Below are 13,549 nucleotides of genomic sequence, written 5' to 3' on the forward strand. Positions count from 1 at the left end.
GTTTCTCTCCCCTTATTTCATTTTTACGTAGAATGTTTTTCTAGTGCTGCTGTATACCAACTTTTAGTTCTTGCCCAAGTTTTGCATCTTTCTCTACCATTTTTGCTCCAATTTCTTGTACTCTACTTATATCATTTTCTAACAATTTCTCATATCGCTGAACTTTCTGAGAAAGTTTTTCAATCGCTTCACAATATTTTTTCAGTTTACTTAAATTCGTACGATGTAACTGCATACCATTAAATTTAGTCTTACCTAAATCACTAGCACCACTTTTCAATTCACTTACTTTCGCGTCAAATACCCCTTTATTTAATTTAATTTCCCCCATTTATCATTTCCCCGCCTTCTGTACTTCTACTTGAATACTAGCGTCAACCATTGAAACACTTCTACTTAAAGAAAGAATACTAGACTCACATGTAGCGATTTCTCTTTCAAGCCGCCGTATGGCTTGATCGATGTCTTCTTGCACTCTTCCTAGTTCTCCAATAAACTTCCCTAAATTCGAAATGACTTGTTGTTCATACGTTTCTTTAAAAGTAGTTGCTCTTTGCCCTTTCCAACTACTCTCGTTTATTTCTAAAGACTTAAACTGCTCTTGATTTTGTTTAATTGCTTCAAGATTATTTACAAATTTCCCCTTAGCAGTTATTAGCCTTCGTAGTTTCATTTGTAATTCAGCCAATTGCCCTTGTTGATGACTTATACTACTTAATAAACCAGATTTTTGACTATTTAATTCCTCTATCCCCATGCAAATCCCCCCTTAAATAGTTGGCACTTTAATTCTAGTAGCAAAACGATTTTCAACAAAATACCCTTCAAATGGATTTAATTTTGTACTACTTAAATCTTTATTAGATACATCGAAGACCATTTGGCCTGATGATTTTCTAAGTAAAATAACATGAGATTGCGTTTTTATTGTTTTTGAAACTAAGTCGTATCGACTGTCAATTGAATCAACATCACAGCCAATTACGAAGTGGATGCCCATAAATGCACCATTTGTTATTAATTCCGCCAAACTATATATATCGCTATCTTCTAAATTACTTAAAATATCATTTACATCTGCGATTACGATTACAATCGGCTTAAATTTCTTAATAAATTCTGCCGGGTTCACTGTTTCACTTGATGCTTCCTGCTCCTCTTTAAACGCCGCTTCTCTCGATTTATAAGCATTTGTAACTTGTTTAATCGTTTTCTCAATTCCTGTTTTTTCAGCTACATATAAAGCAGAGCTCTCTCTATAGTTTGAGAAATTGCGTGTTCTTGTATCAATTAAACCTAGGTCAAAGTGACCACTGTCTGCTAACTGTTGAAGGAATTGATGAACTACATTTTCAACTTCATCTTTCTTGATTCCCCCTACAACAATATTAGCCGCTTCCGTTAAATCTAATTCGAGAGGCGTAACGCTTTCTGTTTCTACACCAAATGTTAGTTTGCCTGCTTCAATAATTTTTCTTGTTTCTGGCCATGCAATGAATTCTTTGTATTCCAGAACTTCAGGTACCATAGGAATTGCTTTCGGTCTTTCTCCATCCCAGAAGGAATCCATCTCTTTTCCTTCAGCTTGTATATTTTCAATTCGAGTAAGGACATCTTCTCCATTTGTCGGTAAAGCTGTTTGGAAGATTGTTGGTTCGTCAATTTTTACTAAACCACGGCCTGCTAATTCTTCAATTTTTAACTCTGTTCTTCCTACAATAGCTCTAGATTCTGCCTCATCTATCATATATAGAGCAATTTGTAGTTTAATATTTGTATTTACTTGTACTCTCAATGCATTTTGACGTGTAGCCGTAAGCATTAAATGAATTCCTACTGCTGCCCCTTCACGTACAATTTGTGCAACAATGCGTTCAAAGTCTTCGACAAATCCAGCTTCTCTAACAGCATCATAGTTATCTAACGTAATTAATACTGTTGGTAATACTTCCTTACTAACTCTCTCATACATTTCAAGACTCGCAACTCCATATTTACTTAGCAATTGCTTTCTATCTTTTAATAAGTCTTCTATGCGACGAAGAAACTTCTCGCATTTTTCAACTTGGTCTAATGTAATGATGTCCGCCACATGCGGTAAAGATTTTAATGGCATTAAGCCATTTGTTCCGAAGTCTAATAAATACACATGCAAATGCTCCGGACTATGCTGACGAGCTACATCCATAATGACTGATTGTAAGAATGTTGATTTTCCGTAGCCTGGGCTTGAGAAGACCGCTACGTGTCCGTCTTTACTAATATCTAGTGTTAATGGTGTTTGTGATTGTAATTCAGGCTGATCTAGTAGACCAACTGTTGCTTTTAATGGTTTCTTTTCTTTCGTCCATGCTTCTTTGAACTGAATAGCGTGTAAGTCTTGTAAATATACGCTTTCTGGAAGTGGCGGTAACCACGGTCTAGCTAACGCTTCAATTTCATTTATTTCTGCGTAATCGTGAATGTAGTCAATAACAGCATCCAGTTCAGATGGTACGCTTATTACTTCTTTACTGCTACCAAGTCCACTTAAGTCTTCACTTAATATTTCATATTGTCCTAGATCATTTATTGCATAGATTGTTGCGTCTAAATGTTCTTTATCCTCTTTGTTTTCTACATAGTCTGCTCCGCTCCAAGCTGATTGGAATAGTTCATAAATTTCATTATTCCCAACTTGTAAGTAAGCACGTCCTGGTAATGTAATTTCAGCAGCATCTGGTGTTTTTAAAATTTCATTACTATCTGACGTATTTTGAACTTTTAATGCTAGTTTGAATTTCGAGTTACTCCAAATTTGATCGTCTACAACACCACTCGGTTTTTGCGTAGCTAATATTAAATGGATTCCGAGTGAACGACCGATACGCGCTGTTGAAACTAACTCTTTCATGAATTCTGGTTGTTCTGACTTCAGTTCCGCGAATTCATCACTAATTAAAAATAGATGTGGCATCGGTTCACTTACTAAACCTTCTTTATACAGTTTTTGATACTGGTTAATATGGTTTACATCATTTTCCCCAAATAATCGTTGTCTTTTTTGTAATTCAGCTTTAATTGATGCGAGCGCTCTCATACTTTGTGCTCCATCTAAGTTCGTAATTGTTCCTAATAAATGCGGTAAGTTTTTGAATAAATTCGCCATACCGCCGCCTTTATAATCAATTAGTAGAAAGGCTACTTCGTAAGGATGGAAATTGACTGCTAGAGATAATATATACGATTGTATAATTTCCGATTTACCTGAACCTGTTGTACCTGCTATTAACCCGTGTGGTCCGTGTGCTTTTTCGTGTAAGTTTAAGTTTACGATATCTTCTTTACCACGTAACCCAAGTGGTACAGCTAAAGATTTATGTGCAGCATTTTTCTCCCAGCGACTTGTAATATTTAGTTCTTTTACTTTCTCAACACCGTACATTTCTAAAAATGTTACACTTTCTGGGATACTATTTTTTAAGTTTTGCAAATGATTTAACGGTGCTAATGCTCGTGAAACATCTTCTAAATTGAACCCTTTCGGTACGTGATTGAGTTTAAATTGACGGTTTACAAGCTCTCCCTGTTCTAAGATGATGTTCCCTTGTTTTGCATCTCTTATGTCTATTACCGTTTTTACATGCTCCGGTAAACTTTGCATAACATCTTGTACAAATACAAGTGATACACCTAATTGACTCGGATCATCATTAAAGAATTCCATAACAACATGGTCTAGTATTAGTTTTTCATCTGTAATGAGAACGACATAGTGCGGTGCAAAGTACATTTTTTCATTCGTTGAACTTTTTTCATCTAGTTTTAATTTTCGTTCTTTCAATATTTGATACAAACTATTTAACACTTGATCACGGCTACGATCATGGTATACAAATCCACGTACATTTATATCGCGAACACTTCCATGAGGTAACCAGCGCATCCAATCCCATTTTTCCTTTTCTTCTTCAGGAAAAATAGTAATAAACTGCAAGTCATAATAACTATGGAATAACGCGGTTTGTACAACTAATAATTGTAATTGTTCTAACACTAAAGAGCGTTGTCCAATATAGCCAACCGGTCCATTTATCAAATCTGTTACAACGGGTACATCTTCCAATGATAGATAACGCTGTCTTAGTTCACGTGCTATATCAATTAATTCATCTTTCGTTTGACTAAATTCTTCTTCATTAAATTGAATTTCAAAACTCGTATTAGCTTGTCCTGTCCCAACGCTAAATGTCAAGAAATCATGATGTAGCATTGTTTTTTCATATATACGTGGATTTACTTGCACAGCCATATTACGTATGACTTCAACATTTGGATTATGATATTGTAATGCATGACGCTGCTTTTCACTTTCTGCATGTAAATCTTTCGTTTTTTGTTTTATATACGCTCTATAACTTTTATCACGTTCCACAATGTCGATTTTATATTGCTTTAAATTTTTTATATAAGATGTGACAGATACAATAATCGTTACTAATGTCATCGCAATCGATGCAATAATAAACATCCCATATTTCATAAAGATTGCAAGTAATACTGTTACGACAATCATGACAAGAGAAGGTGCAATAATTCTCGCCAAATGCTCAGTCGGTTTTGACGGCATACTTGAAGGTTTTGCAATTGTCATTTTCTCTTCTGGTTCACGGTAAATAATACGTGGTGAACGATGATAGTCTGGATAACCACTTTGATAATTCGTTTCGGATTCTACTAAAATAGGTAACGTAGATTTAACGTTCTCTTCTGAAGACAATACTTGAATATCTTCACTGCCTATTTCTACTAAAACACCATCAAAATATAATACGTCTCCAGCTTCTAACATAACGCTATCTTTTAGCTTCGTATAATTATGAAATACATCCCCGTCATATACGTTCACTTTAAAAGAATCGTACAACGTTTCACGAGATAGCATTAAATCTACATTCGTTCCGGTAATAGAAATATCATCATAACTATTTTGACTCAATGTAAGAGAATGTTTCGTTCCTATATCAAACACTTTATTTGTACCAATAATAGATATAAAGATTTTCAAGCTCACATCTTTAGTTTTTCCAATCTCAAATTCCTTATTGAACTCTATTAATTGATTTTGTACCATCCAAGCATTTACTTCATTATTCCACTTTAACTCTACTTCTTGTTCTAAACTTGGATTCGTAATATCATTTGTCCACTCTTTTCCAATCGACACTATTGATTGCTCATTTGGATGTAATGTGCACTTATATATTTTGTCTCCATAAGTCAATACTAATAGTTGCTCCATCCGTGTTCACTGCTCCTTTTCAACTGTCTCATCAAGTGCTTGCTTACTCTTTCTTCTCTGTGCTTGACGAGTCTTTATCGTTTGATGATTTGCCATATTTCTTTTCATATTCATCTAATTGTTGCTCATATGTTTTTAATTTTTGATCACGCTCTTCTCCTGATAAATCCGGATTATTTTTCATCGATTCAATTTGTTTAACAAGGCCGTACATAATAAGCTGAGGATCATCAAGTGTCTTAGCTAAATCTAATGATTTATCAAAATTACCTTTTCCGTTATACATCCAATACAGCAAATACTTTTCATCACTTTTCAAACTAATATTTTTCATAATCATTTTCTTTTGATCTTCACCTAGTTTTTCAGCCGTAATGTATGCAAATGCTAACTCATATTTAGATGCAATCGGTAATGATTCAAATTCCTCTTCATTTAATTGCGTAATTACTTTGTCATAATCAGTTGCTATGAAACTCGCATTTGCTTCTATTAACTTATTTTGATAAGGAAATTTTATAAAAGTGAAATATATTAAAGGAGCAGCTAAAATAACTGTCGCCGCTATGAAGGAAAAAGCTAAGTATTTAAATGATTTATAGCTCTTTTTAGATACTAACTGCATATTTTTTTCTGTTTTTGTTTGTTCCTTCTCAAAGCTGTCATCAAGAAACTGCAGTAATGCATCTAAACTTTCCATTTGAGCAACTGTCTGTTCAAATGTTGTTTCTTTTGCATCTTTTAGTAACCCAGCATATAAATCATCAAAATTGTGCTTTTCGGAGAATAAAGCAATAATTAGACACTTGTATTGCGTTAAAAATTGCTCTTCTAACAACGGGGTTGGTGGAACAATATCTCGAATTCCTCTATGTATAATACTTGGCATTAAATTCGCATTAAAAACTATATTGTCTGGATGTAAAAAGAACGTAATTCGTTTATTTAAATATTTACGAAATTGCGCAACATTTCGAAGCAGTCTCAATTTCTCATTTCTTCCAAAACGGCTAAGATCGTCCCACTTATATAAATTTTTGTCCACTTGAAATAGAAACGTAAACATATCATCCGTTTCTTCTATCGTTAATGGTACAAATTCAGATGATGCGCCCGTAATTATATCGAATTGACGGAAATCTTTTATACGTGTTTGAGATTTTGTCATCTCCAATTTCCAATTTTCTTTTTCTATTTGAAATTGATAGTTCATTGCATCAATTTGAATTGTTTTTTCCGTCATGTTTATCCTCTTCTCCTTTTCTTTATAACCAGTAATAACTTATTTTCAAAAAACTAAAAGTAAGAAATATTCTTTATAAAACTTGTAAAATATCTCCGTCTGTTATTTGGTGATCAATTAAACGATCATTATCTGTTAAAACAATTGACTTATTTCTCACTTTCATTACAAAATGTGAACCTTCATGATTATCAATCTTTAGCGTATCTAATAAGTTTTTCAATAAATATTTAATAGATTGATGATTCGGAATACGCAAATCATATGTATTTCCATTCCATTTACTAAAATCTACCGTTACATTAATATGCGTTTGTATTGCCATTACTTTACCTCCAACTTTTCCGAAGAACCGTATAAATACCGATGCAAATAAGTAAAACACTGCCGCCTAACAATATGATTATTGTTGTACTTATTGGCTTTTCATTCATTGTTTGATTACTTGCTACTTCATCAGCGCTTTTTCTTACAACGTATTCACTACTAAATAAACTATTTTTCGTATTTTTAACACTATTATTTTCTTTTTGTTTTATAAAAAGAGAATCTCTTAAGGATTCCATCTCTTTTTGTTCTTTCTTTTTCTTTTTTTGAATCTCTTCTTCTATATCTTTATTAAATAACTCAATTGATGCTTTATCTAATTCTGTTTCCTTATGTTCCCTTTTATTTTTTTCTTGGTCTTTATCTTCAAAGCGGTCTACTTTAAACTGAATCTTTCCATCATCACCAAGATAACTGTCCGCCGCGCTCCTAATCGGTAGCGCGACAAACAGTAAAAGGAAACAAATAAATGATAACTTAACCACTATGCTCCATTGTTTGATCATTTACTTCTTTTTCCTCCCATTTCTTGTGCCATACAAATAGATTACTAACTAATCCTATAATGGCAATTACAAACAATACGATAAAAATAACTTTTCCTGTATCTTTACCGCTAATAAAATCATTTAGAAAACCTTCTATATATTGAAGCGGTGAAAATTGACGCAATTTACCTACAGAAGACATTTGGTCTACTTTACTTCCAACTGCTTCAGTTAAAAATAGATACATACTTAAAAATACTAATAAGATAAACATCCCTACCATTTTTATTTGTCGTAGTAAGTATGTTGAAACTAATACGAACGCCATCATAATGATTGTGATAAACGCAATCCATAGTAAACTTTGATCCTGACCGAATTTTAAAAGACGGCCTGAAATGATTCCTATACTGATTCCTTCCACAATCGATATTCCAAATGCTACTACTGTAGTTGGTACATTCATATCAATTAAAGAGAACCTCTCTTCAAAATGATCTGATTGCGTTCGTTTCTTTTCTTGATTCGCAATTGCATATGCTGTAAATAACGCAACAATGAAACAAGTTAATACGATTAAGTATGGTGTAAAAGCATTACCAGCTACAATTACCCCATCATTTTGTTTCTGAACTGGACTAGATAAAAACTCATATAGCATCTCATTTTGACGATCTCCAATACGACTATTCGCCAAAATCTTCGTAAAGTTTTTCGAGAATGCTTTATCATCTTCCATTTTCTTCGTAAAATCATTTAATAAAGAATCTGCTTTCGAAACAATTGTCGTTCCGCTGTCTTGAATTTCTTTTGCTTGTCCATTGATTTGGTCAAATGTTTTATACACATCATCTGATGTTGCTAAACTATGCTTCGAACTTTCTACTAATGATTGAGTTTGCATCGTTAAAGATTTAATACCAGAGTCTAACGATAGTACAGCTGTTTGTTCACCTGCATTATTAGTCGTTAATACTTGTTGCTCTTCCACTAACTTTAAGCTACTCTCACGCCATTTCGCTAAACCTTTTACATACTCTCCTAAATTTTGATTCATACTAGTCGCTTGCTGCATCGTTTCATTTAATTTCTCCGCTAATAGCATTGAATTTTGATCTGCACTAGTAATGAGTTGTTGGTAAGAGTCTATTTTTTGTTTTAAACCTGTCATATCTTGCTTTACTTCACTCGTAATACTAGCTGAAACAAGATTTGAAATTAAATCAATTACACTTTGCTTATTTAACATATAGTACAATGAATGATCAGTAGCAATCGCATCTAAACTTCCCTCTTCAAGCTTAGGCCCCACATCATTCGTTCTTAAATCAATCCCATAATACACTTGATAAAGACTCATTAAACCTTGATAACTTTGAACGGTCTCCACTGCTTCTTTAATTAATACATTAGATGTATTATTTGTTAACTTCTCAGTTTTTTGATGTACAATATAATTATTTGTACGTTCAATAACTGTTGAGCCACCACCTTGGTTTTGGTTTCCACCGTTTCCGTTATCTGTCCCTGTTCCGCCTCCCGGGTTTCCTCCGTTATCTGTCCCCGTTCCGCCTCCTGGGTTTCCTCCGTTATCTGTCCCTGTTCCGCCTCCCGGGTTTCCTCCGTTATCTGTCCCCGTTCCGCCTCCTGGGTTTCCTCCGTTATCTGTCCCCGTTCCGCCTCCTGGGTTTCCTCCGTTATCTGTTCCCGTTCCGCCTCCTGGGTTTCCTCCGTTATCTGTTCCCGTTCCGCCTCCTGGGTTTCCTCCGTTATCTGTTCCCGTTCCGCCTCCTGGGTTTCCTCCGTTATCTGTCCCCGTTCCGCCTCCTGGGTTTCCTCCGTTATCTGTCCCCGTTCCGCCTCCTGGGTTTCCTCCGTTATCTGTTCCCGTTCCGCCTCCTGGGTTTCCTCCATTATCTGTTCCCGTTCCGCCTCCTGGGTTTCCTTCGGTGTTATTATTACTCTGTTCTGTCTTTTGAATGATAGGCTTGTTAACAGTGTTTACTAGCGGCATTATTCCATACTGCGTTTTATTAACTACATTTTCTACCTTGCTGTTATCTGTTTTTGTTCCTTCATTTTCTTTATTTGGTTCTTCTTTTTTAGGTTCTTCTTTTCCAGTACTAGTTTCTTTTTCGTAATTACCATTCAATTTCCATTCCCATGTTACAGGAGAGAAAACATCTATATTGATACTTGGATCTATTAGCTTCACATGAAGACTAATTTTCAAATCTCCCTCATTACGTGCTGATATTGCAACTGCTCCGTTTTGCAAGAATTCACTTGTACGGTCCACACCATCAATTAATAGTGAATCTGTACTTCCATATAACTCAAAGCCACTAGGAATACTTATATTCATAGTTTGTGAAGAATCCATTCGAATTACTTTCGCTGTATCACTGAATATAATCCCATCTTTAGACAAACTTGCTTTTACTTCTTTAATTGAATTCCCTAAAGATATTTTATTTACTGGTTCATAATTAAAATTATTTTCTTTATTATATTTATTCGTAAATTGGATTACGTTTTTCAGTTGTACTTTCGTTACATCAGGCAAATCACTTTGAACGATTTCTTCCATGTTCATACTAGGCAACTTTGTAATTAAATTTTCAATTTGTTGCTTGATACGAATATCTGGTTGTTTCATTAACGAATTTATAACTACTTCGTGTTGTCCATCATTTGATATAGACTTTTGTAATCGTTTAAGGATTGTCGCTTGCATGTCACTTTCTAATTTCTCTGCAAGTTCTGTATCATATTCTGACACTTGTTTTTTTACATCCGTTAAATATTTTTGTATTGTTGAAGCATCAGCTAAAATATTAGGATCTTTCTCTGAAAGTGTAAACTGATTTGCGATAATTTTATTCGCAGATTCTAATGCGCTTAACTGCTTTAAAACATCGCCTGAATTCATATCACTCATATACTGATTAAATTGATTTGTAAAATTATTCGCTAACAGATTATTATCAGTTTGTATTTTTTGAAAGTTATTAAATCCTTCTAAATACGTATTATTAGATTTATTCCCTTCATCTAATGCTTGTCCAAACCCTTTTAAAACATCTTGGAATCCTTTAAAACTATTAACAGAAATACCAGTGTAATCTTGTACCGTTTTAAATTGGTTTGTATAATTTGCCAACGGGCTATGTACATCTTTTTTATACATAGTCGTTTGATTGGTCCCTTTTTCAATTATTTTACCTATATTATCTTGTGCACCTTGCAACTTACCGATAACACTTGCAAAATAAACGTCGATGATTTGCTTATTAAAATCTTCTAAAATAGCAGAAGCTGTATTTTCTGCCTCAGCTTTCAAATCTTTATTCCCAGTTGCATTTACTTTGTAATTTAAAGTTAATTTCTCTGGAAGTTCTGAATCAATTGCAACAGCCTTTCTAGAAAAATCGTTAGGTATTACAATCATCATATTGTAATTATTATTTTTCAAACCACTTTCTGCTACACCACGACTTACTACGTACCATTCTTGTTTCGTATTTTTATTTACATTTTTAACAAATTGATCTCCAAACGCTATTTTATTACCTTCAAATACAGTACCTTGATCTTCATTTACCAATGCAACTGTCATTTTTTGCGTAGTATTCTCATTTGCTTTCTTAACATTTTGATTTAACGCTAAATAGGAGACCCCTGTTGATAACACAAGAGCTAAAATAATAAACAACAAGATGCTCCACTTGAACTTTTTCACTACCTATCACTCCTGCGACTGCGAGTCTTTTAAGTTAAAGACTTCGTATCTTACTCTAATTTTAAAGTAATTTAGCCATACAACGTATGGTTGCATGGCTAAATTATATAGTTCTTTTTATCTGTCTTATTGTAGACCGAAATTACGAGAAAGATCTTCGTCATGTCTTGCAACAGCTTCTGCAGTTTTATTAAGCTGCATATTAATTTCTTGTAATAACTCTGCGAAGTTTTGTACTTTTGGCTTTAATTGATTGAACTGTTGATCAAAACCTTCGAAAGCACGACCTTCCCATTCTCCTCTTAATTCATTTTGTAAGTTTTGTAGTTGACGTAAAATGTCCTCAATTTGATTTGCACCTTGTCCATATCGAGTCGCTTTCGATTTAAGCTCCTCTGGTGACATGCGAATTTGTCCTGCCATGAATAAATCCCCCTTAAAATTTAAAAATAGTAAAATTAACCAATAATCAATTCTACAAATTGATTATATCAATAATTTAAAAATTTCTAAACAAAAAAATGATATTTTTCCAAAATTTCTCTTTTACTATAATAACACTATATTATATAATATTAATTCAGTGTTTTTAGGCATACTCTATAAATCAACTATAAATTTAAAGAAAACCTTTTATTATATATATATCTTTAAGGACTTTTCCATTTTAAATTCCAGCAATAAAGTGCTCACTAAATCACTATTTTCCCTTCTCCACTGACTGTTCATTCTCACCAATCAAATTTTTAAACATATTGGGCTATTCCAGCTCTAAAAGCTTTCTTGTCATTATTAATCACCCCAAATAACGCTTCCTGAAGCGCAAATGTACTTTTATAAAAATACATTCGTTCCTTTACTGCTTCTAAATTAGGGTAATAGGCTGCAAATAGTTGTAAAAACTCCTCTCCATAACTAGCTAATATCCCTGCAAAATCATAAGCAGGATCCCCAATGCTCGCACCACCAAAATCTATGACTCCTGAAATATCCTTTTTTGTTGCACTATATAAAATGTTTGTCATGCCAAAATCCCCATGAACGAGACTCGGTGTAAAATTAAAATGACTCTCTTCATTTAAATACGTTTCAAAAGATAATGAAACTTCTTTTTTTGCCTCTTCTCTCATGTATGGATAAACATAATCTTTTAATTGACTATATAAACTATTTATTTCTGAATACATATCAGCACTATCATATTGCATAATACCTTCAAATATAGATAACGGAATTTCGTGCAACTCTTTTAAAAATCCCGCCAATGTGCACGCAAGTTTCTGTAATTGTTTTTCTTCATTTATTCCCGTAAAGATATTTTTCCAAAACGGGTCCCCTTCAATCATTTCATATCCTGCAAATACTTTCCCTGGTACTTCATCTTGAAACCCTTGATAACTCGGGTTGGGAATTTGAAGCGTAATGAAGGGTCTTATTTTCTCTAGCAACTGCGTTTCTATTCGCAGTTTCTGAATACCTTTTTCATATTTCGGGAAACGAAATACTATATTTTTATTTACAATTAATACATCATTATTTTGGCCTATTTCATTTATATAAGCGGATCTTATTTTTAATTCAGGACATACTCTTTGTAAATACGAAATATACTCATTTTCTTTTCTCATTCTTTCCCTCCTCCCGTTCAAGCCTATTGTTCTCACTTCAAAGTCATAATTACCTGTCTTTCAACAAAACCAAGCTCTTCGTACATCTCTTTCGCAAAATTTCCAGCAAATACATTCAAACGAATTTCTGAATAATTTTTTTGTAATTCCTTAATACCAGCCCCCATTAACTTTCTTGACAACCCTTTTCCGCGGTACTCTGGAAAAACATACAATTCGTATATAAACCCTAGTTTTTTGTGAGAAAAATAGTCCGTATTTTCCCCTATTAATATCCACCCCATTACATTGTTTTCTTTTTTAACGACTAAATAATATGCTCCCTTTTCTACAATCGGCCTTGTAATTTCAATTGCTTTCTCTGTACTTAACTGACAATTTCCCCTCGTTCCTTCAAAAAGCGATTGAGCTGCATATTGTATTATTTCGTCCGTTTCTTCCCGATTCGCCTTTTCTATCATTTTTCACAACTCTCCTCTTTAATAGGCATTAATATTGCTCGTTCAAGTTCCTCCGACTCAATCACAATTGCCATCAATCCCTGTTCCGTACTCGTTTCATGAGAGTCGTCCTTCTCCCAAAACACAGCTTGTCCCGCTTCCACCTTCACTTTTTCTTTATCTGCTCCGCATACATATCCTTCTCCGTCCACAATAAGAAGCAGCTGTGATGCAACTGCTTCATGATATCCAATTATTCCATTCTCTCGTAAATGCATAGCACCGATATGTACATTTCCTTGATGGTTTAATATTTTTGACATTATGAAATTAGATTGAAATGCTGAGATTTTCTTTCCCACTTTTTCACTAAAATCAAAAATTTTCATTACTAATCCTC

Annotated in this window: 11 protein-coding genes; all 11 read right to left on the reverse strand. The window is 33.8% G+C overall.

Annotated elements, in window-relative coordinates; all coding sequences use genetic code 11:
• Positions 1 to 40: 40 nt before the first annotated feature.
• Positions 41 to 331 carry a TIGR04197 family type VII secretion effector gene (locus MNO09_RS20590; protein ID WP_000503892.1) on the reverse strand — a complete coding sequence of 97 codons (291 nt, stop codon included), beginning with the start codon at positions 329 to 331 and terminating at the stop codon, positions 41 to 43.
• Positions 332 to 334: 3 nt separating this feature from the next.
• Positions 335 to 757, reverse strand: a complete 423-nt coding sequence (locus MNO09_RS20595; RefSeq protein ID WP_000510565.1) for a YwqH-like family protein — start codon at positions 755 to 757, stop codon at positions 335 to 337.
• Positions 758 to 769: 12 nt separating this feature from the next.
• The gene (essC, locus tag MNO09_RS20600; protein ID WP_000436750.1) at positions 770 to 5,281 is read right to left on the reverse strand and encodes a type VII secretion protein EssC; all 4,512 of its coding nucleotides are present in this window, start codon (positions 5,279 to 5,281) and stop codon (positions 770 to 772) included.
• Between the two features lie 43 nt (positions 5,282 to 5,324).
• Positions 5,325 to 6,524, reverse strand: a complete 1,200-nt coding sequence (gene essB / locus MNO09_RS20605) for a type VII secretion protein EssB (protein ID WP_000137024.1) — start codon at positions 6,522 to 6,524, stop codon at positions 5,325 to 5,327.
• 73 nt (positions 6,525 to 6,597) lie between these two features.
• On the reverse strand, positions 6,598 to 6,849 hold the full coding sequence (locus tag MNO09_RS20610) for an EsaB/YukD family protein (protein ID WP_001007573.1): 252 nt from the start codon (positions 6,847 to 6,849) through the stop codon (positions 6,598 to 6,600).
• 4 nt (positions 6,850 to 6,853) lie between these two features.
• Entirely contained in the window at positions 6,854 to 7,357 is a 504-nt protein-coding gene (essA, locus tag MNO09_RS20615) for a type VII secretion protein EssA (protein ID WP_000595666.1), read from the reverse strand.
• Entirely contained in the window at positions 7,329 to 11,081 is a 3,753-nt protein-coding gene (esaA, locus tag MNO09_RS20620) for a type VII secretion protein EsaA (RefSeq protein ID WP_241950048.1), read from the reverse strand. The genes essA and esaA overlap by 29 nt, the downstream gene beginning before the upstream one ends.
• A 126-nt stretch (positions 11,082 to 11,207) precedes the next feature.
• A complete protein-coding gene (locus MNO09_RS20625) occupies positions 11,208 to 11,504 on the reverse strand; it encodes a WXG100 family type VII secretion target (RefSeq protein WP_000918598.1) in 297 nt (98 codons plus the stop codon).
• Between the two features lie 323 nt (positions 11,505 to 11,827).
• Positions 11,828 to 12,709, reverse strand: a complete 882-nt coding sequence (locus MNO09_RS20630) for a phosphotransferase family protein (RefSeq protein ID WP_001224474.1) — start codon at positions 12,707 to 12,709, stop codon at positions 11,828 to 11,830.
• A gap of 32 nt (positions 12,710 to 12,741) precedes the next feature.
• Positions 12,742 to 13,170, reverse strand: a complete 429-nt coding sequence (locus MNO09_RS20635) for a GNAT family N-acetyltransferase (protein ID WP_000570281.1) — start codon at positions 13,168 to 13,170, stop codon at positions 12,742 to 12,744.
• The gene (locus MNO09_RS20640; RefSeq protein WP_000688084.1) at positions 13,167 to 13,538 is read right to left on the reverse strand and encodes a hypothetical protein; all 372 of its coding nucleotides are present in this window, start codon (positions 13,536 to 13,538) and stop codon (positions 13,167 to 13,169) included. Before MNO09_RS20640 ends, MNO09_RS20635 begins: the two co-directional genes overlap by 4 nt.
• Positions 13,539 to 13,549 lie beyond the last annotated feature (11 nt).

The organism is Bacillus sp. N5-665 (assembly GCF_022637375.2).
Taxonomy (GTDB): Bacteria; Bacillota; Bacilli; order Bacillales; family Bacillaceae_G; genus Bacillus_A; species Bacillus_A wiedmannii.

Excerpts from the sequence above, each read along its gene's own strand:
- MNO09_RS20640 (WP_000688084.1), bottom strand. The coding sequence starts at position 13,538 with ATGAAAATTTTTGATTTTAGTGAAAAAGTGGGAAAGAAAATCTCAGCA.
- MNO09_RS20625 (WP_000918598.1), bottom strand. The coding sequence starts at position 11,504 with ATGGCAGGACAAATTCGCATGTCACCAGAGGAGCTTAAATCGAAAGCG.
- MNO09_RS20610 (WP_001007573.1), bottom strand. The coding sequence starts at position 6,849 with ATGGCAATACAAACGCATATTAATGTAACGGTAGATTTTAGTAAATGG.
- essB (WP_000137024.1), bottom strand. The coding sequence starts at position 6,524 with ATGACGGAAAAAACAATTCAAATTGATGCAATGAACTATCAATTTCAA.
- MNO09_RS20590 (WP_000503892.1), bottom strand. The coding sequence starts at position 331 with ATGGGGGAAATTAAATTAAATAAAGGGGTATTTGACGCGAAAGTAAGT.
- MNO09_RS20595 (WP_000510565.1), bottom strand. The coding sequence starts at position 757 with ATGGGGATAGAGGAATTAAATAGTCAAAAATCTGGTTTATTAAGTAGT.
- essA (WP_000595666.1), bottom strand. The coding sequence starts at position 7,357 with ATGATCAAACAATGGAGCATAGTGGTTAAGTTATCATTTATTTGTTTC.
- essC (WP_000436750.1), bottom strand. The coding sequence starts at position 5,281 with ATGGAGCAACTATTAGTATTGACTTATGGAGACAAAATATATAAGTGC.
- MNO09_RS20630 (WP_001224474.1), bottom strand. The coding sequence starts at position 12,709 with ATGAGAAAAGAAAATGAGTATATTTCGTATTTACAAAGAGTATGTCCT.
- MNO09_RS20635 (WP_000570281.1), bottom strand. The coding sequence starts at position 13,170 with ATGATAGAAAAGGCGAATCGGGAAGAAACGGACGAAATAATACAATAT.